Here is a 24,206-nt window from a genome sequence, read left to right as displayed (position 1 = left end):
TTAGTAGCTAATGTAGCCGCGCATTGTAATGCTATGACAAACAAAGGGCACCATGAATCACTCAGCAGATTTTAACGACAGTTTCGAGCGTAATATCAGTAACAATTATGAAATGTTTTTCCAAGCATTTTATGAGAGCTTTCAAGCCAAATCACCGGAAATAAAGGCGGTGTTTCAGAATACCGAAAAATCACGTCGTCACGAAATGCTGGAAGATTCGATTTTAATGCTAATGGAGTGTTCGCTCAATCACGCTCCGTCCGAGCATATATGCCGACTTGCGGAATTTCACCGCGAACGCGGCATACCGGAGGCCATGTACGATGTATGGTTAGAATCGCTTGTGGAAACCTTGTATAGGCTAGATGCAGAGTTTACCGCCGCTGAAGAAGAGGCCTGGCGAGCGGTCCTTTTACCTGGAATTAGTTACATGCGCCAGCATGCTTACTGAATGACTTCTAAGCGGTCGCCCAGCCGCAACCCTTCTTGCAGTGCTTCAATGTCGTCGGTATCGAGAATGCATGCGTTCATGCCAAAAGCGGGTGCCTTTTTATTTCCGGGCATGGGGTTCAAACTTGTTAGTTGCTTAAACGGAATGGCCTCGGGCATTTGCTCGGCTGAATCTGGGTCTAGGGTGATAATAGAGCAGCGTTGACAGGGGTCCACCAGCGAGAACTCAATGTCGGTTGCCCGGTGACGTAAGCCCCTAATATGGTGCTCGGCAAACCCCGGCAGGCCGCTAATAACAATGTTAGGCCTAAAATGGCGAATATCCACTTCGGGTTTGTCTTGCAGTGTTAGCGACAGATTAAGTGCATGCAGTGAGAAGGCATTAGCAATAAGAAAGGGGGCTGCGTCGGCAAAGTGGGTGGCGTCTGCACCGAAGCGAAGTGGTTGGCCGGGTAAGCGCTCGCGCGATTTATCGAAACTGGCAAGAAATAATGGTTTTTCGGATTCAAGTACCCGCGTTAACCATTTGTTGATAGAGTCTGCAGCCAGAATGCCAACGGCTTTGTCTTTCCAAACGCTGACCTCCCGTATACTGGCGTCGTTCGCAGGTGTGGAGGCTAAGCAGCTGTCTGAGCCGAGGCTAAGCTCAAGGCCGTGCTCACGGCGCCGTACCCGAATCAGTGCCATACGCGGCAATTTACGCTGGCTTAAAAATGCCCCGTTTTCATCTATTACCACCCACTCACGATCGCCAAATACACCTTTGCGTGTTAACGAGCATTGAGCAAGCCCTATGCCTCGAAGCGATTTCACAGGGTAGTGGTATAAACCAGTAATCGTTACATCCACAGCTAAAAGCCCTATTTACGATTTTCAAACGCTGCTAATTGTTCCGCAGTAGCGGGAGTTTGATGTTTCTCCTTCCATTCATCATAGGGCATGCCGTATACAATTTCGCGGGCATTTTCGTAGCTTAATTTCTTCCCAGCCTCTTCCGCTGCACTAACGTACCACTTGGCTAGACAATTCCGGCAAAAGCCGGCGAGGTTCATTAACTCAATATTCTGCACGTCTTTTCTTGAATCTAAATGGCTGAGCAAGCGCTTAAATACAGCAGCTTCAATGGCTGAATTGTCGGTTTTATCCACGAAAACTCCGGTTTGAGAGGGCTGATTAACGGCCCACTATAACCGAGATGGGCCGGGCAGCAAACGGGATTCAGTTGTGGGTCAATATGGTGCGGGTGTTGGGTAAAAATCCATCGCTATTCGCAGTGCCTCGCTGTACACGAAAAGTGGGTGAGGTTTTGCAGTGCGCAAGCGCTCCATTGTGGTGCGAGATTTATTGAAAAACAGGTGCGTAGAGGTTGGGGCTTATTGGGTTTTGGTATGCGTTTTTTCGTAACATATTGATATATATAGCTTTATAAAAAAAATAATCAATAGTGTTTGTGCTGGTATCTATTTTGCTAAAACGCTGTGTAGCTGGTTTTTTAATGTCCCCTTCAAATATACCAGTCTGGTGCAAAACTCATTATAACTTGTGGTGCAATATGACTTTTTCCACACAACAAAAGCCTGCAAATCAGCCAAAGAGCTCGAATGCGGGAAAAGTTTGGTTGGTGGGTGCTGGGCCCGGTAACCCAGACCTATTAACGGTGAAGGCTCTGCGTGTAATACAGCAAGCCGACCTTATCTTATTCGACAACCTCGTCAGCGAAGATATTCGTACAATTTTCCCTAAATCTGTACCGGCGTTTTATGTGGGTAAGCGAAAAGACGACCACAGTATTCCGCAAAAAGAGCTTAACTCCCTGCTTGTGAAGAAAGCGCGCCAAGGCCTTAACGTGGTGCGCATAAAAGGCGGCGACCCTTTTGTCTTTGGTCGTGGCGGTGAAGAACTGCTTACGTTGATAGAAGCGGGTATTGATGCCGAAGTTATACCGGGTATTACATCGGCTTCGGGTTGTACGTCCGCTGCAGGCATTCCGCTAACACATCGAGGGCTTGCCCAAGGCTGCACGTTTGTCACCGCCCATGGTGAAACCGAGCTGAACCTCGATTGGCGAGCGCTAGCGCAAATAGGGCACACCCTAGTGTTTTATATGGGCGTAAGCCGTGCGCACGTTATTAAGCAAAACCTGTGCATGCACGGTTTAAGTGGCAGCACCCCGGTGGCCATTATAGAAAATGGCTGTCGCAAAAATCAGCGCGACATCATCGGCAACCTAGGTGAATTAGATGCCCTGGTCGAATCTCAGAATGTACAGTCGCCGGCACTAATTGTGGTGGGTGATGTGGTAAGCCTAGCGGGCAAGCTAAAAGCAATGCCCGAGCTGGAAGAATTAGCACAGAACTGTGCCTAAACAGTTACTGGCAGAATTTTTATTTGAGGACGTAAGATGAGTAAAAAAAGAGTAGTCGTTGTTGGTAACGGTATGGTTGGCCACAAGTTTATTGACAACTTGATTAACCATGAGAGTGCAGACCAGTACGAAGTAATTACTTTTTCTGAAGAGCCGCGCTTAGCGTATGACCGTGTTCAATTGAGCGCGTATTTTTCTGGCTCTACCGCTGATGACCTAATGCTAACGTCCGAAGCGTATTACGAAGAGAACGGCGTTAAATATGTGCTTAACGAAAAAGTCGTTGAGTTAAAAACCGAAGAAAATAAAGTGGTGACCGCCAGTGGCCGCGAAGAACCCTACGACCACTTAATTTTGGCGACAGGCTCATTTCCATTTGTTCCGCCTATTCCCGGAAAAGACCAACCCCATTGCTTGGTTTATCGCACCATAGAAGACCTAGAAGATATCACCGCCTCGGCCAAAGAAAGTAAAGTGGGTGTTGTTGTTGGTGGTGGCCTGCTTGGTTTAGAAGCCGCCAATGCGCTTAAAAATCTAGGCCTTGAAGTACACGTTGTTGAGTTTGCGCCGCGTTTAATGGCCGTTCAGTTAGACGAAGGTGGCGGTGAATTACTGCGCAAGAAAATTTCTAGCTTGGGTGTAAATATTCACACCGAAAAAAATACCCAAGAAATTGTTGCGGGTGAAAACTGCCGCTACAGCATGAACTTTGCCGACGGCTCGCAGCTTGAAACCGACATGATTTTGTTCTCCGCGGGTATTCGCCCGCAAGATGAGCTGGCTCGGCAATTCGATATTCAAATAGGTGAGCGTGGCGGTATTGTAATTAACAATAATTGCCAGACTTCAGTCGACAATGTGTACGCGATTGGCGAATGTGCTCTCTGGGACGGAAAAATATTTGGTCTTGTGGCTCCGGGCTACACTATGGCGAAGGTCGCACTTTCGCATATAACCGGCGGTGAAGAGCAGTTTACTGGCGCCGACATGAGCACAAAACTCAAGTTGTTGGGCGTAGACGTCGCCAGTGTTGGCGATGCGCAAGGCCGCACCCCTGGCTGCTTAAGTTATGTTTATCAAGACGGTGTTAACGAAGTTTACAAGCGCATTATTGTTTCCGAAGACAAAACAAAATTACTTGGTGCGGTTTTGGTGGGTGAAGTAGAAGTTTATGGAACGCTTCAGCAAATATGCGTTAACGGCATGGACCTACCCGAAAACCCAGAAGCCATGATTCTACCAGCACTGGATGGCAATGCAGCCTCTGCGGGTATTGGCGTAGATGCACTGCCAGACACGGCTTCAATTTGCAGTTGTCACGATGTGTCAAAGGGTGATATTTGCTGCGCTGTTCAGGCGGGTGCTACCACCATTGGCGAAGTTAAATCGTCAACCAAAGCGGGAACCGGTTGCGGTGGCTGTGTTGCCTTGACCACCCAGCTTCTTAACAGCGAACTCACTAAGCTGGGTGTAGAAGTTAATACCGATCTCTGCGAGCACTTCGGGCATACGCGTCAAGAGCTGTATCACATCATACGCGTAGGAAAAATTAAAACCTTCGACGAAATGGTAGAGAAGCACGGCAAAGGTTTGGGTTGTGATATTTGTAAGCCAACCGTTGGTTCCATTCTCGCTTCCTGCTGGAACGACTATGTGCTTAAAGATGGTGTTGCGCCACTGCAAGACACCAACGACTACTTTATGGCCAACATGCAAAAAAATGGAACCTACTCCATTGTGCCGCGTATTCCAGGCGGTGAAATTACCCCAGACAAACTTATTGCCATTGGCGCTGTGGCTAAAACCTACAGTCTCTACACCAAAATTACCGGGGGGCAGCGTATCGATTTATTTGGTGCTCAACAGCATGAACTACCCCTTATTTGGAAAGAACTAGTCGATGCGGGTTTTGAAACGGGCCATGCCTACGGCAAATCACTGCGTACGGTTAAATCCTGTGTGGGTAGCACTTGGTGTCGTTACGGCGTGCTCGATAGTGCTGGAATGGCGATTAAGCTGGAAAACCGCTACAAGGGCTTACGGGCACCCCATAAAATTAAATTCGCCGTATCCGGTTGTACCCGCGAATGTGCAGAAGCACAGAGTAAAGATATAGGCGTTATTGCCACCGAAACCGGTTGGAGCCTTTACGTTTGTGGAAACGGCGGTATGAAGCCTCGCCACGCGGATTTATTCCTTACCGGCTTGGATGACGAAACGCTGGTTAAAACTATCGACCGTGTATTGATGTTCTACGTACGCACAGCGGACCGGCTGCAGCGTACTGCCACATGGATGGACAACCTAGAAGGCGGTTTGGAGTACCTTAGATCTGTTGTTGTAGACGATAAGCTTAATATTTGTACCGAGCTGGAAAGTGATATGGACCTTGTTGTAGATACCTACCAGTGCGAATGGAAAACCACCATAGAAAGCCCGGAAAAACTTAAGCGTTTCCGCACCTTTGTAAACAGCGATGCCAAAGACAACACCGTGGTATTTGTGGAAGAGCGCGAACAGATTCGACCCGCTACGGAAGAAGAAGTTGTTAAATTTGTTGAGTCTGAAGCTGTGCCAGCGTAACCAGGAGAGAGAAACATGAGTAATGAATTAAACTGGGTGTCCGTATGTGATGCAGCTGATCTCTCACCATTGCTGGGTGTTCGCGCACTGCTTGGCGAACAGCAGGTCGCTATTTTTAAAGTGAAAGAAACACTTTATGCAATAGACGCAATAGACCCCTTCACGAAAACGGCCGTATTAGCACGCGGTATCGTGGGTGATCTAAAGCAGCAAATTGTTGTTGCCTCGCCATTATATAAACAGCATTTTAATCTGCAAACAGGTGCCTGTTTGGAAGATGAAGAGGTCAGCATAAAAACATTTCCGGTGCGCGAGCACGGCGGCCAAATTCAATTAGCAGAAGCCTTGTAATTACCATTTTTTCTGCACTTGGAGCGAAATCTTACAGTACGTGAAGCAAGCTTTGGGGTTAGGTTAGCGCTGTACATAAACAACAAGCTAGTTCTTTGAAATGTCCATAAACGCTTAGCCTTGTAGGTTTGATTAATACGGTCCGAAAAGTGAATGTTCCCCCTATTGGCGATAGTTAACTAAACGAGACAAACCATGTTATTTGGTCGAAAAAATAAAAACCCGATCATCATTCGTGATAAAGGTGTGGTCGATTGGAAATACTCTACCTGTGGATACTGTTCTACGGGTTGCTCTATTGAAATTGGCATGAACGAAGAGGGTGTACCGGTTACGACTCGCGGCGTGGGTGGTGCCGATGTTAACCGTGGTAAGTTGTGTATAAAAGGCTTAACCGAAGCGCAAATATTCGATTCAGTTGGCCGTGGTACTACGCCAAAAGTACGCGAAAAACGTTTCGATAATTGGCAAGATACGAACTGGGATACCGCACTAGACAAAACCGCAGCAGAATTTAAACGTATACAAGAAAAATACGGCCGCGATTCCGTAGCGATTGTATCCACCGGTCAAATAATGACCGAGGAGTTCTACACCTTGGGTAAGCTAGTGCGCGGTGTTATTGGCACCAACAACTACGACGGTAATACCACCCTGTGTATGGCCTCGGCGGTTTCGGGTTACAAGCGTTCTTTTGGCTCCGACGGCCCACCCGGTTGCTATGGCGATTTTGAGCATACCGAATGTTTAATTGCCTTTGGTTCTAACCTGCCAGAACAGCACCCCATAATATATTGGCGCTTAAAAGAAGCGCTGGAAAAACGTAAATTTCCACTGATTGTTGTAGACCCTCGGGTAACCATGTTCGCACAGTTTGCGGATATGCACCTGCCCATTACACCGGGAACCGACCTTGTACTACTGAATAGCCTTGCTCACGTTATCTTAAAGGAAGGCCTAGCGGATATGGACTACATCGCACGCAGTTGTAGTAACTATGAAAAATTCGCCGCTACGATTGAAGACTACGACCCCGTTTCGGCGGCCAAAATATGCGGTATAGATGAAGATACCATTCGCAACGTAGCGCGCCTATACGCTAATGCCAATGCGGCCATGTCCATTTGGACAATGGGTATTAACCAAAGTACCCATGGTTCCGACGGTGTTTGCGCCATTAATAACCTGAATTTAATTACCGGTAATATCGGTAAACCCGGTGGTACCAGTTTATCCATTACTGGCCAGAATAACGCAATGGGTACCCGCGAGTGGTCATCCACTTCAGGTTTACCCGGTTATCGATTATTGGAAAAGCCAGAGCATCGAGAAGAAGTGGCCAGTTTCTGGGGAGTAGACCCGGAATTCTTCCCGCCGAAACGTGGGCTAACCGAAACCGATATTTTTCCCGCCATTGAAACAGGGCAAATTAAAGCGTTATGGCTGGTAGCGACAAACCCCATGACATCCATGCCTAACTCTGCACGTATTCGAAAAACATTCGAAAAGCTGGAGTTTTGTGTAGTACAAGACTGCTACCAAGACGTAGAAACCACCCAGTACGCCAACGTGTATTTACCGGGAGCGCTCTGGGCAGAAAAGCAAGGCTGCTTCACTAACACCGAGCGCCGAGTAAACCTCACGCGCCCGGTGGTAAAGCCTATAGGTGATTCAAAATCCGACTTCTGGATTTTTACCCAACTGGCCAAGCGCTGGGAGCAAGGGCTGAAAATGAGCTTTCCGGAAGATACCGAGCAAGCCTTTGAAGAAATGAAGCAGCTCTCTAAGGGCGAAAACCGCATGCTCGATATATCGGGTATGAGTTACGACCTTATAGAGCAAAAGCGCGGTATTCAGTGGCCCTTCCGTGAAGGCCAAGATGAGGGTTCGCCACGCTTGTATACCGAAGGTGTTTTTCAGCACGCCGACGGCAAAGCCAAACTAATGGATATGCCCTACATCGAAAACAACGAACGCCCCTGTGAAGACTTTCCATTTTGGTTAAACAGTGGCCGTGTGGTGGAGCATTTTCATACCCGAACCAAAACCGGCAAGGTAGGTAATTGTAATAAGTTTAGCCCAACACCCTATATGGAAATGAACCCAGACGCCGCAACCGAGTTAGGCATAAAACATATGAGCTACGTGCGTTTGGTTTCGCGCCGAGGCGATGCCGTAGTGCTGGTGCAAACCACCCAGCGTGTTGCACGGGATATGGTTTTTATTCCCATGCATTATCACGACTGTGTTAACCGATTATCGCTTGGCCTGTTAGACCCACATTCACGTCAACCAGCGTTTAAACAGTCGTCCGTGCGTATAGAACATATAGATCAAAAGGAAGCCGCACGCATGAATGTAGACATGCGCGCGTTTTAAAAAATCTATCTCGAATGAATACCCACATGCGTGGGCATGGCGAAGAAAAGCAAGTACTAAGCATTATTGTCATTCCCGCGTAGGTGGGAACAAAAAATAGACTGTAATTTACCAAGGACTAAACGTGCTCAACGTAAGAGAAGACGAACCCAAATACGCAAAGCTCTTCGACCCCAAAACCGAAGAGCAAAATCGTTACGGTAAAGAAATTAAATTAACACCGGTAGACGATAACGGCATAAGCCTGCGCATTAACGGTGACGATGGTATAGGCCCAAACCCCAACCGTACCAAACAACACGCTTTTCACTTCACCGCCGACAACTGTATTGGTTGTCACGCTTGCGAGGCCGCCTGTAGTGAGAAAAATGATTTGCCACCGCACCTTAGTTATCGCTCGGTAGGCTATGTGGAGGGGGGAACATTCCCCAATTTCACTCGCATGAATATTTCCATGGCCTGTAACCACTGCGACGACCCCGTTTGTTTAAAAGGATGCCCAACGCGCGCTTACACCAAGCACCCAGAGTACGGAGCGGTAATACAAGACCCCGATATTTGCTTTGGCTGTGGTTATTGCACCTGGGTATGTCCGTACAACGCACCACAACTAGACCCAGTTAACGGCCAGGTTGAAAAGTGCAACATGTGCGTAGACCGGTTAGAAGTGGGTTTAAAGCCCGCATGTGTTTCGGCGTGTTTAGGTAACGCGCTGAATTTTGGGGTAGTGGAAAATACACCGCAAAACCGCGACCAAATCGAAACCCAAATTCCCGGCTTCCCAGACCCATCTATTACCAAACCGAATATTCGCTTCCAGCAAATTAAAGACATGCCGCGTGAAGTTACCCGTACAGACTCCATGCCAGTGAAATACCACAAAAACAATAAAGACGGTAAATACAAACCGGTTGTAGACCAGAAAGAAGGGGTAACCAAGCAGTGGAACCTTAAACGGCTTTCTTCGCGCGAAAACCCATTGGTGTTGTTTACCTTGGTTACTCAGGCCTCTATTGGTTTGTTTGCCATTGCCTTTTTGGGCGGCTTACTTGGCGTACCAGCCTTAAGCGCTGCGATGAATTCCGTTATGTATGTGCCCATGGTTGCCATTGCGTTTGGTTTGGCGGGCTTGGGTTTATTTTTGTCTACCACACACTTGGGCAAACCCTTTCGATTTTATCGAGGCTTTAACAATCTGCGCCATTCGCCGGTGTCGCGCGAGGGAGCGGGTGTTGCCGTGTATATGGCCTTTGCCGGTTTACATTTACTTACCATGCTGCCTAACAATGCTATTTTTCAAGGTCTATTCGGCGATTCGCTGGCAGCCTACACCGCTGTACCTGCGACGGTAACCGGTGCGTTGGCATTCTTGGGTAGTCTCGTGGGCCTTTATTACATGTACCGCTGTTACCGTATTCCGGCACGTCCTTTTTGGAACCATCGACAAACCGCCAGCACCTTTGGCGGCACCGCGTTAGCGTTAGGAGGGTTGGTGTACGGTGTTTTGAACGTACCTTACCTCGCGATTATAGGCGACGATTACACTGCACTCTTATCGAGCCTTGCGGTTGTTATTGTGGCTGGGCTAGCAGTTGAGGGTGTTGGCCTTAAGCGGCACGCAAAAGATTTAAACAAAGCTGAAAACGAAGGCGCGGTATCGCACTACGTACAGTCCACTACCTTTGGTAAAAGTTACTTACTACGCAATGTGTTAATTGCTATTAATATAGTCGCGGTGCTTGCGCTCGGCGCTGCCGCTATAAACGGCTGGCTGGGGCTAACACTTTGGGGCCTTGTTACAGTCAGTGTGCTGGGCTCTGCCTTGATTGGCCGCGCAATTTTTTACGTGCTGGTGGTGCCTACCACCATGCCTGGCGCCTTCTTTTGGAAGAACAAAGCCTTCGAAGAGCACGCCAGAGAGATTGGCCTAGCGGCCAACCCTGCGGTGGGTGTGGCAACATGGAAACACTAGTACTTAATAGGTCAGCAGTAACATAGGGTTTTTTGCACCCATTAGCGGCCTACGGGCCGCTTTTTTTTGACCGGGAACAGCGAGGTGTTTTCTGCTGGTGTTTGGGGGGGGCGGGTACTAGGGCTGAAAGGTAGGGCTAATATCTAGATGTGGGTATATATGTTTGGGGTTGTACATACCACTATTAAACACACAGGCATTATTGATTTTTCGAATAATAAATTGCGGTTCTAACGACATTCCCCCAGCGAAAATCCTAATACCGATCTTCACAATACGGGATTCAGCGCCCAATTGTTGTAGCATTTTCTTGGTTACCGCTTTGAGTAAGTAAGTTAGCTATCCATGGGGCTTACCACTCCCCGTTCTTGAATACCAACCACATGCGTATAAATTTGAGTGGTAGACAAATCATTGTGCCCCATCATTTCCTGTATGCTGCGAATATCAACGCCGTTTCTTAATAGGTTTGTTGCAAAGCTATGCCTAAAGGTATGTGAGCCGCATTTTTTGAGTATGCGCGCTTTACTAATAGCGATAGAAACCTTTTTCTGTAATGTGGATTCATTAATGTGATGACGCCGAATTTTGTCTGAACGAGGGTCTTGCGCGAGTCGACTGGCGGGAAAAACATATTGCCAAATGGGGCTTACGGGCGCACCTTTGTATTTTTTATGTAAAGCATGTGGTAAATAGACTTCACCAAATCCTTCATCTAGGTCTCTCTGGTGAAGAGCCAGTGCAAAGTCAATTTGGTGCGCAAGGTCTTTAACAAGTACTTTGGGTAAAAGCGTTCGTCGCCACTTCATTCCTTTGGATTCACGCACGACAATGCAATCGTTGCTAAAGTCTATATCTTGAACTCTCAGCCTCGCCACTTCAGATCGCCTTAGGCCGGATCCATACATAAGAGAAGCCATTAGCTTGTATCGGCCGTGTAAGTGATCAATTACCGATTTCGCTTCTTCGTGACTAAAAACCGTGGGAATCGTTTTGGGCCTTGAACTTGGTGTAAAGGATAAAACACCCACATCAATTTTTAAAAACTGCTTAAACATAAAGACAAGCGCATTTAATGCGGTTTTCTGGCTGTTGACGGAAAAGTCTCGTTTTACCGCCAGGTGACTTAGGTAGTCGTCAACATGGGTACCACCCAAATACATTGGGTGCTTCATATTATGGTAGCGGATAAAGTCAACGACCCAGGTACAGTAAGTTTTTTCCGTTTGATAGGCCAACTGTTTGCTTCTTATGAATACACGCAGCTGGTCCATAAAGCGGGTAGGTTTATCAGGTAGGTTGCGGGGAATGTCGTCCATAACAGGCCTTCATAAGTGTTCACTGTATTAATATACAGTTTTATTTGCGGCATGTAAAAAAATACTCACTTATTTCCTCATATATCTGAGCTTGATGTAAAAATAGCCTGTTTGTTTAATAAATTCAAAGAGTTACGTGGGTTGAGGGAATTCGGTGATATGAGGCCATTGGGACCATTTGTCCTTTTGGGATTTAGGCGCCACTTGGCGGAAAGCTTGACGTGGCAGGGGTTTCAGCGTAGTTTTCGGGTTTCCAAATAAAAAATATGCGCGCCCCGAAATATGACGCCTGGGGCGCGATATACAAATGTTAGCTTCACGAAGGAAAACGTATTGAAATTTGAAGTTATTGGCTTTTTATTAGTATTTCTATCGGTGTCTACTTATGCTCAAGAGACGCCAAGAGATATTGTAGAAAAGTACTGCCAATACGATTTTCAAGGCGCTCGTTTAAATTCGGTCGAGGCGCAAAGTTATCGATTGCTCGTAGCCTACGAAGAAGAACCCGGTTGGGATACTGTAATTGGAGTTAAAGGCTTCGAAATTGGCAGGGTGATTGTTAAAGACAATGTCGCTGTTGTAGAAGTAAACTTCGAAATTGATCGCGCTTGGCCAGTACAAATAGAACAAATATCCGAATACTCAACAGTTAAAGTAGAGCTGTCGTTAGAGAATGGAAGTTGGAAAATCAGCAAGTACATTCCATTTCCTAGAGTTAGTAGTGAGGCGCTTTGTAAAAAGTGGGGCTTTTGTGCCAAGTAAAGCTAACAAAACGCTCAAATTGACAGTTTTTCCGTCGCTTCTTTTTGTGGTAAAAAACACTACCACAAAAAGGCTCCTCCAAAACTGCAATTTAGCTCAGCGTTAAATGTCACCAGTGAAATAAGTATGCGCTTATTGTTTTTTAGTTTAATACTATTGGGAATGTCAGTTAAGTCGTTCGCGGAAGAGTGTGAAAAGGCCAAGATATCCTATTTATTGGAGCGAGCAACCTACCACGAAGATAAAATAGCATTCAATTTCGCACTCGAGTTAGGAGCAGATCCGAATGGTGTAACTCGAGATCTAGCTATAAAGTGTTTCGGTGGCATGCCTACTAACTTTCCAGTATTACATGCAGCAAGTCACGAAAGTACCGAGATGCTTGAAGCTCTATTAGAGGAAGGTGCTTCTCCAAATGCATCATGCTGCGGTTCGTCTGCGCTACAAGTTGCTACAGAGAATGGAAATATTACAGCGGTTAAGCTTTTGAAACATTATGGTGCTAAAAATTGATCCCAACATTTAACAAGTGTAGCCACCTGACACAAATTGCTACGCGCCTTTTTGTGTATTCGCTGCGCTCAAATTTACACAAAAAAGCACTCCACAATTTGTGCAGGTGCTACAGGCGTTATGTGAATATCGATGATCTTTAGAGAGTACAGATTTGATAGAGCGCGTAGAAAAATACAGGAAGAATTTTCATCGTATTTGGGTAGCTTAAACTACAATGCGCATGTCGTATTAAGGTCTAGAATAAAAGGAGATTACACCGTAAGCCTTCTTGTTCAAACTAAAACTGATTTTGAAATGAAAAAAATTGAAGAAGACGCAAGAGTTCAAAATGCATTTAAAGAAATACTTCTCGGTAATGTCGTCAAACGACTTCAGGGAAATAGAAACATGTATTGGGTTGTATCGCAGGAGAGCGTGGATCGAGATTACGGTGGGGATTGGCGTCGTGCCACTCAATGAAAAATTCACATAACAAGCATATCCAGTTGACATTTTGGTCTGCGCTCCGTTTTGGCATGGCTTCGCCACTGTACGCCAAAACTCCACTACAACCAAAACGCAACTGATATAGGCGTTATGAGGCTAGGGCGAATTAAGGTATTTTAACTTCCACTTTTGTAGTGGGGTGCTAATTCGGTAAGAGTATTAGTGTGGGGTGAGAGTTGTAGCCGAAGGCAACAACTAAGCACTTCGTAGAAAATGGGCGCAAGTTAGTCGCTCAATTAAATTGCAAAAAGCGCAAATTAATGGAGCTTGTTACGGTAGTAGAATTGGCGGTAAGCGTTGTTCGTTCCTTTTAAGTGGTAGCCGGGAAGTGTGTTGCCACAGGAAGTACAACTTACTTAAAAAGGGTGGTTCATGCGATCTATGTGGGTAACGAGTGTGGCTCATAACAAGGCGCTCAAACATCAGCACAGCAAGCTGTGCTTGGACCTCCGTTACGGCGCTTCGCGCCTTCACTGCGGCCGTTTAGCGCGGCGTTATGTTTCCAAGTAGTCTTATGCGCAAATTTAGAATTATATTAGTTCTGTTTCTTCCAGTACTGGCACATGCGAATGTTGTATGGCCTGCGCTATATTTGGAGGTTCGTCTTTTCTCATGGTGGGCAATTTCCACAGGTCTTTTGGTTGAATATCTATTCGTTAGGAAGTTGCTTTGCCCGAGAATTGAAATGGCAATAATGGCAGTGGTAGCTGCTAATGCTGCTTCAGCGCTTATTGGCTACATACTCATCCCAATTTTAGGTCTCGGTTGGGAATTTACGTTAGGGCAACTAGTAAACTATGTATTGGATGTGGGCACATTTAATCCAATATCCTGGGGAGCCACATTTCTGCTTGCATGTGCGGCCAATGTTGTTGTTGAGGGAGCGGTATATAAATATGTATTCAAAAATGGCTTTCGCTATAAAAGCATGCACTTTGTATGGTTCATGTTAGCTAATATGGCTAGTGTGGGCGTAGCTTTATATAGTCTAAGTGTTGTACCTCTTCAGCTATAAACATAACAAGGCCAGTCAGCAACACCCACTTCGTGGGTTGGACAGCTTACACTCCGCACCTTTTGTGTTCGCTGCGCTCATTGTTTCACAAAAGGTGCTCCATGTAATCTGCCGCTGCTGGCGGCGTTATGAGCGCGGTTCGAAAATAAATAAAATGAGTCATGTGCTTGATTTACGGCACGTTGTAGAGAGTCTCTCGGCGTTAATGTAAGTGGGTTTTTTGTATCTCACCAGTTTCTTTCCTGGTGCCAAATAGTAGTTTTATAGGTGGTGGTAAATAGCACTTCGCATTTAGCCACCACTTTCGTAATATGGAGTTTGTTGGTGGGGTTGTGTGTTCTTTCCTGCTGCCATTGGCAAGCTAAAATAAAACGTGGTTTTGTTGTGGTACTTACTGCCGTCGCATAACCAGTCGGTCAACCTGACGCTGCATACTCCGCCGTTTTTTGTGCATTACGCTTCGCTTCATTCTTGCACAAAAACAGCTCCGTATGCAGCGCAGGCTACCTCAGCGTTATGAGCGCGGTTCGAAAATAAATAAAATGAGTCATGTGCTTGATTTACGGCACGTTGTAGAGCGTCTCTCGGCGTTAATGTAAGTGGATTTTTTGTATCTCACCAGTTTCTTTCCTGGTGCCAAATAGTAGTTTTATAGGTGGTGGTAAATAGCACTTCGCATTTAGCCACCACTTTCGTAATATGGAGTTTGTTGGTGGGGTTGTGTGTTCTTTCCTGCTGCCATTGGCAAGCTAAAATAAAACGTGGTTTTGTTGTGGTACTTACTGCCGTCGCATAACCAGTCGGTCACCCTGACGCTGCATACTCCGCCGCTTTTTGTGCATTTCGCTTCGCTACATTCTTGCACAAAAAACAGCTCCATATGCAACGCAGGCTACCTTAGCGTTATATGGCTCTGCCTTTAATTTTGTAATTAATTTTAGTTTTTTTACTTCGTAGGTAAGTTTATTTGGTTTGTGGCGGAATTTTAGTTTGTAGGTTTAGGTGGTTCGATAATCTAAATTGGCTATCTAGCATTGAGCACCGCTGAGTATTCTGCAAGTCTGAATGTGATCAAATAGCGAGTGGTTTGTTTTGGCATCTTGTTCGTTTTAGAATGTCGTGGTAGGTTTAACCATCGCAATTAAGGAGTCCGTAGCAGGGAGTCGCTATCAAGTTTTCCCCGTTCGTTCTTCATGTTTTAAACTAAAATGGTAGTGAGTGTGTAGGGCAGTTTTCTATCGCCAGTCGTCGGCAAAAGCTTCACTCGCGTTTCGCAACGTAGTGTTTTTCCGTGAAGTAGATCGCCCACATAACAAGAAGCTGCACCTGACATTTTTTGCTACGCTCAATTGTGTATGTCGCGTAGCTCCATTTTACACAATTGCTCTCCGCAAAAACTGCAGGTGAGCTTGGCGTTATGCATTAATCGAGAATTTAAATGAAACTTAACTTTCAATATGCACACCATTCTCATAGTGAGTCAGAAGATAGAAATATAAATATTTCGTCCGATGCGCTATCGGCATTCGATGAATTTGATTGGTCTGGGGAGGTTAAGAAGGCTAATGAGCTGGAAAAGTGCTCTCCAACGCTCAGTGTGATTATAAAATCAGAAGAAGAGTATGTGTGGGTTTCGGGATATGGTGATAACGACAACCCTATGTTTGTTTCAGAGTGCTATTTTCCTAGAGAAGTTAGCGCTTGGTTTGGCTTTTCTAAGAAGCAGGGTACAGTGAATCTAAGTGCAGATACTTTCAGTTTAAAGCAGGCCCGTAAAGCGATTGAGTACTTTATATCCAAGGACCACAGTTCTTTGCGAGAGCTATATGCATAACCAAGCTAGCAACCTGACACTGCATGCTACGCTCCTTTTTGGTGTGGCTCTGCCACAATACACCAAAAATCCGCTACGCACGCTGTGCAGGTTCTAGCGGCGTTATGAGCGCGGTTCGAAAATAAATAAAACGAGTCATGTGCTTGATTTACGGCACGTTGTAGCAGGACTCTCGGCGTTAAAGTAAGTCGGTTTTTTGTATCTCACCAGTTTCTTTCCTGGTGCCAAATAGTAGTTTTCTAGGTGGTGGTAAATAGGGCTTCGCATTTGGCCACCGCTTTTACAATATGGGGTTTGTCGGTGGGGCGGTGTATTCGTTCCTGCTGCTATTGGCAAGCTAAAATAAAACGTGGTTTTGTTGTGGTACTTACTGCCGTCGCATAACCAGTCGCTCCATAAGACGCCTACTGCGCAGTTCGTTTTACGCATTCCGCTTCGCTACATTTTAGCGTAAAACAAACTACACAGTAGGCGCTTATGAGCTTAGCGTTATGAGCGCGGTTCGAAAATAAATAAAACGAGTCATGTGCTTGATTTACGGCACGTTGTAGAACGTCTCTCGGCGTTAAAGTACGTAGGTTCTTTGTATCTCACCAGTTTCTTTCCTGGTGCCAAATAGTAGTTTTATAGGTGGTGGTAAATAGCACTTCGCATTTGGCCACCGCTTTTATAGTATGGGGTTTGTCGGTGGGGTGGTGTGTTCTTTCCTGCTGCCATCGGCAAACTAAATTAAAAACGTGGTTTTGTTGTAGCACTTACTGCCGCCGCATAACCAGTCGCTCCATAAGACGCCAACTGCGCAGTTCGTTTTACGCATTCCGCTTCGCTACATTTTAGCGTAAAACAAACTACACAGTAGGCGCTTATGAGCTTAGCGTTATGTTCAACCACAAAATTATGCGAATACCTAGAGAAGAAGAATTTCCAAAAGGAACGCGATTCTATATTAAGGAGTTTGACGTACCATTAGCTATGATTCCTGAAGAAGAGTCAGTAGCTTGGTACAATTGGTTTGGTGGCGAGCCAAAGAGGTATGACGTTTCAAACCTCAAGCAAGAAAATAACTGGGAAGCTGAATCTTTCACTGAATGGCAGCAGCTAATAATCGAGTCAACTACTGATATATCAGAATATCGAATTAGCGAAAAGTTAGTTGTTCCATCATATTGGGCTTTGTTTATCATATTACCCAGCTCAATACTTGGAATAGCTACAGTAGCATACTCGACTTCTATTTGGATTTTCGTTGCTGCAATTGTTGTGTTGTTAATACTTGGTGAGCACGGGATACGATGGTGGAGCAAATTATTAAAGAAATAGAACATAACAAAAAGCTGCACCTGACAGTTTTTGCTACGCTCAATTGTGTATGTCGCTGCGCTCCATTTTACACAATTGCTCTCCGCAAAAACTGCAGGTGAGCTTGGCGTTATGGTTCAATTAGATGAAAAAAAAGTATCTCATTTATTGTCTTGTATTTTTTTCGCTTGGCGTGTCGGCAAATGAGCCTTACCTCGCCAATCCAACGAGTTATGTCCTCGATGGAGAAGACAGATATGGGGAAGATGCCTATACGGTGAAGTTGCAGGTTGTGAATAGTGAGAGTAAATCAAAAGCGGTTTATTTGCGTGTTAGGATTTATAATCAATACGTAGATGTTTCCAATAGGGTTTTGAAAGGTCTGATTGACCCTGATATTTCAGGAGTGTGGGTTGTAAATGATGTGGGAATATTCGGGTCATTTTTCCGTATCAATATCCCTTATGGCGATGTCGGTAGCTGTAAGAAAGCTGAGAAGAAAATGTTGAAACCTTATTTAACTGTCCACAGTTACGACGTTGAGAGTTCAGGGAAATTATCCGTTGAATTACATGACCCGTGTAAAAAACCATAACCAACTCAGTCAGCCGGACCTCCGTTCCGGTGTTTTTTTTGCAGTGGTCGCTACGCTACTGCAAAAACCAACACCTCCACGGCGGCCGCTGCTGCAGGGCGTTATGTTCTGCTCGAAGAATCGGAGTAAATCGTTGAAAATAGCTATGTCCTCGATTCTTGTTTTGGTCTTAGCGGTGTTAGTCGTATTTTTAGCTGCTTTGATGTTTTCTCCACGCATTAATTGCATAGATATAGAAGTAAATAAATCAAAGCATGATTTTTCTCAAATTGAAATGGCTTTGTTAATGTTCAAGCGAGATAACGGAAGGTACCCTACTGAAGAAGAAGGGTTAAGGGCATTGCTAGAAAATCCAAGTGATAAGGAGTTCGGCACTACATATCGGGAATCAGCATATATCGATGTTTTACCAATGGATCAAAAGGAGAATATGTATTTGTATCAAATTAAAATTATAGAGGGTGAGTATGGTGTCTATTTACGAAATGAAGTTACCGGTGAAGATAATGTTTCACAATACGAATCTCAATCCGTTAAGAAAATGAAAATAAAGGCGTGTTAAACATAACAAGAAGCTGCACCTGACATTTTTTGCTGCGCTCAATTGTGTATGTCGCGTGGCTCCATTTTACACAATTGCTCTCCGCAAAAACTGCAGGTGAGCTTGGCGTTAGATTTTACTATGAACAATTTCTATCTTTTTCTATTAGCACTATTTTTATTTTTCGCTAATCTGACGTTAGCCGAGGGATGTAGTGTTACCGTACCTGAGCCTGCAGTAATTAAGGAAAAGGTAAGCCAGTATGATATAGGCTGGCCGCAACACTATGTTGTAGAAAACTTCGTGGGTAGTGATGGTATCAGCTATGAGCTGTCTCAGGGAGGCTGCCACAACAATAGTATAAGTTTGGCAGTAAGGTTTGTGGATGGAGATGAGGGGGGAGGAGCTGTTATAGAAGCAACTATAACGGCTATTAAGAGCGCGTCTTCGTATCTACGCAAAGATCTGACTTCTGTCGTTAAGTTGTTGCAGGAGCGGAAAAATATTGGTAGTTACAGTCAAGGTGAGAAAATAATCATAGACGGTGGCGGTAGTTGGATTATTTTAAGAATTCTGAATGTATATAGTGGTAAAAGGGTTCTTAGTGTCGAATATGCTGTTGCTGCCCAAATCTAACAAAGCTATCAAATTGACGGCTTTTCCGTCGCTTGTTTTGTGGCTTAACGCTACGCTACCACAAATCAATCAACTCCAAAGCCGCAATTTATAGCGGCGTTAGTGCGACAAGTTAAGCTTGGAGCATCTTGCTGGGTGTAAGTCCCAGTCGGGTAAGGTCTAGCCAACCACCTGTATCGAGTCTTGCGCACTGTGCGAAGATTATGGATCGCGAATACTTTCCTGTTGCTGATTTTTTTTTCTTCAACAAATAATCGAACAACCAGTGTGAAGCGTAGACAGAGAATTATGTAGGCCATAAGGAATGCGTGTTCCTGAAGTGTTGGTATCGCTCTGATAATAAATTGTCCTGACTGGCTAGGCTTGTAACGCCGCCGAAGCCCATGCAATACAACCATTAGTTGGCAAGGTTGTGGCGAGTTGGCGGAGTTATCAAACCGTGGCATGTATAAAGAGATGTTTTCGAGAACTTGAGAGATCCAAAGTAGCTCCCGCAGGAAGTGGGTAGTGACGCTGAGTAAAAAGCGAGGCAGATCGATGGCACCTTGGAAGTCGGATCAGCTCATAGTAGTCTGAGAGCGGGAAAGCCGTTCACATGGCGAGGGGGCTGACAGTAATATCACGGTATGTAACAGACACATAGTCCGGACAAGTCGGGCTGGAGAAACTATGACAACCGCATTGCATACCATAGCATTTAAGGCACAAACCCACCCTAATCATCGTTTCCAGAATCTATACGGATTGCTAGATTCGGATTTGTTGGTACAAAGTTGGGGTCAAATCAATAAACAATCGGCGTGTGGAATTGACGGCGTAACACCTAGCGATTTCAAACAACGATTGCCTGAAAATATCAACCGCCTGCATCAAACGCTAAAGTGTAAAAGCTATCGAGCGAATGATGTGAAGCGGGTCTTTATCCCAAAATCCAACGGTAAACTACGCCCGCTCGGGCTGCCAACGTTAGATGATAAAATCGTACAGCAAAGCGTGAGTCAGATACTGCAAAGTATTTGGGAGCAGGACTTTGTGAAGAATAGTTATGGTTACCGTCCGAACAGAAGCGCCCATCAAGCGGTGCATAGTTTACAGTTGAACCTTCAATACGGTACTTATGGTTATGTTGTCGAAGCGGATATAAAAGGCTTCTTCGATAATATAGATCATGAGTGGTTGATGCGTATGCTGAAACAGCGTATTGAAGATAAAGCCTTATTGAACCTTATCAACCAGTGGCTGAAAGCGAGAATAAAATCACCAGAAGGGGTGTTTGAGAAACCGGCCAGTGGAAGTCCACAGGGCGGTGTGATCAGCCCGGTATTGGCGAATATATACTTACATTACGCACTGGATATTTGGTTTGAGAAACGCATAAAGCCACGCTTACAGGGGCGAGCCATGTTGATACGGTACGCCGACGATTTTGTTGTTGCGTTCCAGTACGCTAATGAGGCGCGTGAGTTTTATCGGGAACTACCGAAACGCTTGAGAGAGTTTAAGTTAGACGTAGCGCCAGAGAAAACACACCTGAAGCGGTTTAGTCGGTTCCACCCAGGGCAGCACCATAGCTTCGAATTCTTGGGCTTTGAGTACTACTGGGACACTGATAAAAAGGGTGAGGCTAGGTTGCGTCGACATACGGCACCAAAGAAACACAAAGCTAAGTTGAGCGAGTTCTATCAGTGGATAAAAGCCAATCGGTCTAAACGACTGAATGTCTGGATGCCACAGTTAAGGCGTAAGCTGACGGGCTTTATAAACTACTTTGGTTTGCCTGATAATAGTCGAAGTGTCGCGCGTGTTTATGATTATGTTCTGCATAGTCTATACAAGTGGCTCAATCGGCGAAGTCAGCGGCACAGCTTTAACTGGCAAGGGTTTAAAGACATGTTAAAATACTTTCAGATCCAGCAACCACGGGTGTGGAAACGTCACATTCAAGTGGACTGGTATTGAGGACTTGTGAATTACACGAGCAACGATATTATTGAGGAGCCGGATGCGGTAGTTCCGCACGTCCGGATCTGTATGGGGGCGGCTTGGGTAACTGGCCGTTCTACCATGACTGAGCGCGGTTCGAAAATAAATAAAACGAGTCATGTGCTTGATTTACGGCACGTTGTAGCGGGTCTCTCGGCGTTAACGTACGTAGGTTCTTTGTGTCTCGCTAGCTTTGTTCCTGGTGCCAAATAGTCGTTTTATAGGTGGTGGCAAATAGCACTTCGCATTTGGCCACCGCTTTTATAGTATGGGGTTTGTTGGTGGGGCGGTGTGTTCTTTCCTGCTGCCATTGGCAAGCTAAAATAAAACGTGGTTTTGTTGTGGTACTTACTGCCGCCGCATAACCAGTCGCTCCATAAGACGCCAACTGTGTAGTTTGTTTTACGCATTCCGCTTCGCTACATTTTAGCGTAAAACAAACTACACAGTAGGCGCTTATGAGCTTAGCGTTAACTACCTAAGTAGGAAAACACATATATCAGCTCATTTGAAGAGGCAATAAAATGGTAAAGGTTACTAAGTTTCTGTATATGCTTTTATTCATCATGTTTGGAGTAAATGCTAACGCAGGCCTAATTGGACAAGCAATGGAAGTACATACATACATATATTCCTCCTTCTCCTTTCTTTGGTCCAGGTGGCACTTTCTATAGTACCAATATCTTGGTTGGTGATGAGGTAGAGATACCGTTATACGGAGCTTTCAATGAAAAAATAATTGATGTTTCTGACAACGGCATCACTATTGATCACTGGCGACCAGGATCTATGTATAGTTACTCTGAGTTTCTCGTATTTCAGGATATAAATTTAGCAATTAATGACATAATAGATGTCAGTTTAAATACAGCTACAGATGGATTTACTAATTCTTGGGGAGGGTTAGCAATATTTGATGAGTCAAGAATTACGTTTGATGTAGATAATATATACATCGATTTGTCTGGAATCGGATCCACTGCGAATACGCATTTATCGCTTGATATCAAGTTTGCGTCAGTAGCGGAACCGCCAGGTATCTTGCTATTTGGCTCGGGATTAATAGCGCTAGCACTTTCAGCTATACAATCAAGAAGACGTAGGCGACATAGTTGACAAGTCAAAGCACGCGGACTTGTTAAAGTTGTCACCTTTTTTGTTCCAAAAAATTCGCCAACTTAACCAAGCCGGTGTTTGAGGCGTTAGGCAATATATGAAAGTATCTGGGAAATCCCTTGACTGGGAAATTATACAAACAGATAAATTCAAGCAGCTTCAAGATTACGGTGCAAGCGAGGTCAGAGCTCTAAAAGTCAAATTTGTAGAACTTGAATTTTCATTTGTGATAAAAATCAACGAGCGTGAGAGTGGTCATGCTTGGTTGGGGCCGGGACTTTTTATTGGTGTAAACCCTGAGATCGGAGTTGGCGAAAGTGACAAGTGTTTCTACATTCGCCCAAAATTGACCTCAGTGATAGGCAGCGAGGTGGGAGTGCCTGATGTAGAGCGCATTGTGCAGTGGCTTTACAGTGAAAGGTTTAAGTTTGTCGAGAGCTTGTATTATAACTACCCAAAAGGTAACTAGGCTACATGCCTAACAAGGCTGTAAACCTGACCCAAATTACTACGCGATTTTGTGCAATTCGCTGCGCTCATTATCGCACAAAACTGCTCCATAATTTGGGCAGGTTACAGCGGCGTTAAGTGTAAGAAAGCAGGTATGAACATAATCCAATGGATAGTATTTGTTTTTTGCTGCGCCGTATCTTTGTATACGTTGGTGCTCAATTATTTCTGCATCTTTGAAAATTACAGAAATAAGAAGGCAGGTATTGATAGGCACGTTTCATATATTCCGTTTGTTGCGGCCGTGTTCGCGCTAATAGCAACGGCTACCAGCCCAATAGAAGTTATAAAATCTGGCATAGGCTTTTTTGGCGTTGTTTTTATCATCGATGTGGGTACAAGTGGAATGTTGGTCTTACTAATTATAAGTGGAGTTAAGTATTTGTATGGGCGTGTCAACACTTAACAAGTTGCACCACTCGACGCCGTGGTATCCGCAGCTTGCCGTGCATTCGCTACGCTCATTATTGCACGGCAAGCGGCTCCAACCACAGCGCAAGTGTGCAAGGCGTTATGAGCACGGTCCGTAAATAAATAAAATGAGTCATGTGCCTAATTTACGGCACGTTGTAGCGGGTCTCTCGGCGTTAAAGTAAGTAGGTTCTTGTATCTCACCAGCTTTGTTCCTGGTGCCAAATAGTAGTTTTATAGGTGGTGGTAAATAGCACTTCGCATTTAGCCACCGCTTTTATAATGTGGGGCTTGTTGGTGGTGTGTTCGTTCCTGCTGCCATTGGCAAACTAAATTAAAAACGTGGTTTTGTTGTAGCGCCAACCGCCGCCGCATAACCAGTCGGTCACCCTGACGCTGCATACTCCGCCGCTTTTTTGTGCATTCCGCTTCGCTACATTCTTGCACAAAAAACAGCTCCATATGCAACGCAGGCTACCTTAGCGTTAAGTGGCAAATGAAAATGAATCCTAAAGAACATGAAAACAATATCGTCGTCGGGAAAATGGTAAAGCTTTCGTGTCCAGATAAGGATGATGAATACGGTATAGTAATATCAACATGGCATGACAAGGAACTTGATTGCAAAGATTGCTACGTAGCATTTTGGGGTAAAGATATTCCGGATTTTGAAACTGCTGAAAAAGTTAAGCCTTATATCCTTCGGTATGCAGCTATTAGTTTACAATCTGTAAGCTAGTAACTCCTAAAAATAAATAATGTGCCTGGCACTTAACAAGTGTAGGCACCTGACACAAATTGCAACGCGCCTTTTGGCGTTCGCGTTGCTCACAATACACCAAAAAGCACGTCACAATTTGTGCAGGTGCTACAGGCGTTAGTGCGACAAGTTAAGCTTGGAGCATCTTGCTGGGTGTAAGTCCCAGTCGGGTAAGGTCTAGCCAGCCACCTGTATCGAGTCTTGCGCACTGTGCGGAGATTATGGATCGCGAATACTTTCCTGTTGCTGATTTTTTTTTCTTCAACAAATAATCGAACAACCAGTGTGAAGCGTAGACAGAGAATTATGTAGGCCATAAGGAA

General features: G+C 45.1%; 22 protein-coding genes. 19 read left to right on the top strand and 3 right to left on the bottom strand.

The genetic code is table 11. The features are described from left to right. Positions 1–52 precede the first annotated feature (52 nt). Positions 53–451: a globin gene (locus tag H5336_RS04250; protein ID WP_185231720.1), complete on the top strand. Its 399-nt coding sequence runs from the start codon at positions 53–55 to the stop codon at positions 449–451. Here the strand turns inward: H5336_RS04250 and H5336_RS23360 are convergent. Together H5336_RS23360 and H5336_RS04240 are read right to left on the bottom strand one after the other, a co-directional pair. Continuing rightward, positions 445–1,299, bottom strand: a complete 855-nt coding sequence (locus H5336_RS23360) for an MOSC domain-containing protein (protein WP_185231718.1) — start codon at positions 1,297–1,299, stop codon at positions 445–447. The two genes, H5336_RS04250 and H5336_RS23360, sit on opposite strands and share 7 nt — an antisense overlap. An 11-nt stretch (positions 1,300–1,310) precedes the next feature. Next, complete coding sequence (locus H5336_RS04240) at positions 1,311–1,598, bottom strand: DUF1244 domain-containing protein (RefSeq protein ID WP_185231715.1); 288 nt, start codon at positions 1,596–1,598, stop codon at positions 1,311–1,313. A 404-nt stretch (positions 1,599–2,002) separates the two neighbouring features. Between H5336_RS04240 and cobA the strand changes: the two genes are divergently transcribed. The 5 genes from cobA (at position 2,003) to H5336_RS04215 (ending at position 10,100) form a co-directional block, all read left to right on the top strand. Beyond that, positions 2,003–2,815, top strand: a complete 813-nt coding sequence (cobA, locus tag H5336_RS04235) for a uroporphyrinogen-III C-methyltransferase (RefSeq protein ID WP_185231713.1) — start codon at positions 2,003–2,005, stop codon at positions 2,813–2,815. A 36-nt stretch (positions 2,816–2,851) separates the two neighbouring features. Then, entirely contained in the window at positions 2,852–5,398 is a 2,547-nt protein-coding gene (nirB, locus tag H5336_RS04230) for a nitrite reductase large subunit NirB (RefSeq protein ID WP_185231711.1), read from the top strand. 15 nt (positions 5,399–5,413) lie between these two features. Next, positions 5,414–5,749: a nitrite reductase small subunit NirD gene (gene nirD / locus H5336_RS04225; RefSeq protein WP_185231708.1), complete on the top strand. Its 336-nt coding sequence runs from the start codon at positions 5,414–5,416 to the stop codon at positions 5,747–5,749. Between the two features lie 195 nt (positions 5,750–5,944). Beyond that, the gene (locus H5336_RS04220; RefSeq protein ID WP_185231705.1) at positions 5,945–8,128 is read left to right on the top strand and encodes a molybdopterin oxidoreductase family protein; all 2,184 of its coding nucleotides are present in this window, start codon (positions 5,945–5,947) and stop codon (positions 8,126–8,128) included. Between the two features lie 124 nt (positions 8,129–8,252). Continuing rightward, positions 8,253–10,100: a DmsC/YnfH family molybdoenzyme membrane anchor subunit gene (locus tag H5336_RS04215; protein WP_185231703.1), complete on the top strand. Its 1,848-nt coding sequence runs from the start codon at positions 8,253–8,255 to the stop codon at positions 10,098–10,100. A gap of 335 nt (positions 10,101–10,435) precedes the next feature. Here the strand turns inward: H5336_RS04215 and H5336_RS04210 are convergent, their stop codons facing one another. Continuing rightward, entirely contained in the window at positions 10,436–11,419 is a 984-nt protein-coding gene (locus tag H5336_RS04210) for an integron integrase (RefSeq protein WP_185231701.1), read from the bottom strand. Between the two features lie 333 nt (positions 11,420–11,752). Between H5336_RS04210 and H5336_RS04205 the strand changes: the two genes are divergently transcribed. The 13 genes from H5336_RS04205 (at position 11,753) to H5336_RS04145 (ending at position 23,862) form a co-directional block, all read left to right on the top strand. Next, positions 11,753–12,181: a hypothetical protein gene (locus tag H5336_RS04205; RefSeq protein ID WP_185231699.1), complete on the top strand. Its 429-nt coding sequence runs from the start codon at positions 11,753–11,755 to the stop codon at positions 12,179–12,181. A 126-nt stretch (positions 12,182–12,307) separates the two neighbouring features. Beyond that, positions 12,308–12,694: an ankyrin repeat domain-containing protein gene (locus tag H5336_RS04200; protein ID WP_185231698.1), complete on the top strand. Its 387-nt coding sequence runs from the start codon at positions 12,308–12,310 to the stop codon at positions 12,692–12,694. A 132-nt stretch (positions 12,695–12,826) separates the two neighbouring features. Further along, positions 12,827–13,156, top strand: a complete 330-nt coding sequence (locus H5336_RS04195; RefSeq protein WP_185231696.1) for a hypothetical protein — start codon at positions 12,827–12,829, stop codon at positions 13,154–13,156. Between the two features lie 541 nt (positions 13,157–13,697). After that, complete coding sequence (locus H5336_RS04190) at positions 13,698–14,198, top strand: hypothetical protein (protein WP_185231694.1); 501 nt, start codon at positions 13,698–13,700, stop codon at positions 14,196–14,198. A gap of 1,438 nt (positions 14,199–15,636) precedes the next feature. Next, positions 15,637–16,032 carry a hypothetical protein gene (locus H5336_RS04185; RefSeq protein WP_185231692.1) on the top strand — a complete coding sequence of 132 codons (396 nt, stop codon included), beginning with the start codon at positions 15,637–15,639 and terminating at the stop codon, positions 16,030–16,032. Positions 16,033–16,911: 879 nt separating this feature from the next. Further along, entirely contained in the window at positions 16,912–17,352 is a 441-nt protein-coding gene (locus H5336_RS04180) for a hypothetical protein (RefSeq protein WP_185231690.1), read from the top strand. 124 nt (positions 17,353–17,476) lie between these two features. Continuing rightward, the gene (locus H5336_RS04175; RefSeq protein ID WP_185231688.1) at positions 17,477–17,926 is read left to right on the top strand and encodes a hypothetical protein; all 450 of its coding nucleotides are present in this window, start codon (positions 17,477–17,479) and stop codon (positions 17,924–17,926) included. Then, positions 17,904–18,488, top strand: a complete 585-nt coding sequence (locus tag H5336_RS04170; protein WP_185231685.1) for a type II secretion system protein GspG — start codon at positions 17,904–17,906, stop codon at positions 18,486–18,488. Before H5336_RS04175 ends, H5336_RS04170 begins: the two co-directional genes overlap by 23 nt. A 120-nt stretch (positions 18,489–18,608) precedes the next feature. Next, positions 18,609–19,103 (top strand): hypothetical protein, encoded by a 495-nt coding sequence (locus H5336_RS04165; RefSeq protein WP_185231683.1) that lies wholly within the window; start codon positions 18,609–18,611, stop codon positions 19,101–19,103. Between the two features lie 669 nt (positions 19,104–19,772). Beyond that, entirely contained in the window at positions 19,773–21,062 is a 1,290-nt protein-coding gene (ltrA, locus tag H5336_RS04160) for a group II intron reverse transcriptase/maturase (protein ID WP_185231675.1), read from the top strand. A 621-nt stretch (positions 21,063–21,683) separates the two neighbouring features. Then, the gene (locus H5336_RS04155) at positions 21,684–22,202 is read left to right on the top strand and encodes a hypothetical protein (protein ID WP_185231681.1); all 519 of its coding nucleotides are present in this window, start codon (positions 21,684–21,686) and stop codon (positions 22,200–22,202) included. 97 nt (positions 22,203–22,299) lie between these two features. Further along, positions 22,300–22,671, top strand: coding sequence for a hypothetical protein (locus H5336_RS04150; protein WP_185231679.1), 372 nt, complete (start codon positions 22,300–22,302; stop codon positions 22,669–22,671). A gap of 954 nt (positions 22,672–23,625) precedes the next feature. Further along, a complete protein-coding gene (locus H5336_RS04145) occupies positions 23,626–23,862 on the top strand; it encodes a hypothetical protein (protein WP_185231677.1) in 237 nt (78 codons plus the stop codon). Positions 23,863–24,206 lie beyond the last annotated feature (344 nt).

Origin of the sequence: Teredinibacter franksiae, from assembly GCF_014218805.1 — a bacterium.
Taxonomy (GTDB): domain Bacteria; phylum Pseudomonadota; class Gammaproteobacteria; order Pseudomonadales; family Cellvibrionaceae; genus Teredinibacter; species Teredinibacter franksiae.
Note: the sequence above shows the minus strand (reverse complement) of the source record. Positions and strands in the feature narration are given on the sequence as shown.

What these genes read in the sequence shown, in the direction of transcription:
- H5336_RS04150 (WP_185231679.1), top strand. Translation starts at nt 22,300, where the DNA reads ATGAAAGTATCTGGGAAATCCCTTGACTGGGAAATTATACAAACAGAT.
- nirB (WP_185231711.1), top strand. Translation starts at nt 2,852, where the DNA reads ATGAGTAAAAAAAGAGTAGTCGTTGTTGGTAACGGTATGGTTGGCCAC.
- H5336_RS04145 (WP_185231677.1), top strand. Translation starts at nt 23,626, where the DNA reads ATGAATCCTAAAGAACATGAAAACAATATCGTCGTCGGGAAAATGGTA.
- H5336_RS04165 (WP_185231683.1), top strand. Translation starts at nt 18,609, where the DNA reads ATGAACAATTTCTATCTTTTTCTATTAGCACTATTTTTATTTTTCGCT.
- ltrA (WP_185231675.1), top strand. Translation starts at nt 19,773, where the DNA reads ATGACAACCGCATTGCATACCATAGCATTTAAGGCACAAACCCACCCT.
- H5336_RS04220 (WP_185231705.1), top strand. Translation starts at nt 5,945, where the DNA reads ATGTTATTTGGTCGAAAAAATAAAAACCCGATCATCATTCGTGATAAA.
- H5336_RS04185 (WP_185231692.1), top strand. Translation starts at nt 15,637, where the DNA reads ATGAAACTTAACTTTCAATATGCACACCATTCTCATAGTGAGTCAGAA.
- H5336_RS04195 (WP_185231696.1), top strand. Translation starts at nt 12,827, where the DNA reads ATGATCTTTAGAGAGTACAGATTTGATAGAGCGCGTAGAAAAATACAG.
- nirD (WP_185231708.1), top strand. Translation starts at nt 5,414, where the DNA reads ATGAGTAATGAATTAAACTGGGTGTCCGTATGTGATGCAGCTGATCTC.
- H5336_RS04175 (WP_185231688.1), top strand. Translation starts at nt 17,477, where the DNA reads ATGAAAAAAAAGTATCTCATTTATTGTCTTGTATTTTTTTCGCTTGGC.
- H5336_RS04200 (WP_185231698.1), top strand. Translation starts at nt 12,308, where the DNA reads ATGCGCTTATTGTTTTTTAGTTTAATACTATTGGGAATGTCAGTTAAG.
- H5336_RS04170 (WP_185231685.1), top strand. Translation starts at nt 17,904, where the DNA reads ATGACCCGTGTAAAAAACCATAACCAACTCAGTCAGCCGGACCTCCGT.
- H5336_RS04250 (WP_185231720.1), top strand. Translation starts at nt 53, where the DNA reads ATGAATCACTCAGCAGATTTTAACGACAGTTTCGAGCGTAATATCAGT.
- H5336_RS04190 (WP_185231694.1), top strand. Translation starts at nt 13,698, where the DNA reads ATGCGCAAATTTAGAATTATATTAGTTCTGTTTCTTCCAGTACTGGCA.
- cobA (WP_185231713.1), top strand. Translation starts at nt 2,003, where the DNA reads ATGACTTTTTCCACACAACAAAAGCCTGCAAATCAGCCAAAGAGCTCG.
- H5336_RS04210 (WP_185231701.1), bottom strand. Translation starts at nt 11,419, where the DNA reads ATGGACGACATTCCCCGCAACCTACCTGATAAACCTACCCGCTTTATG.
- H5336_RS04180 (WP_185231690.1), top strand. Translation starts at nt 16,912, where the DNA reads ATGTTCAACCACAAAATTATGCGAATACCTAGAGAAGAAGAATTTCCA.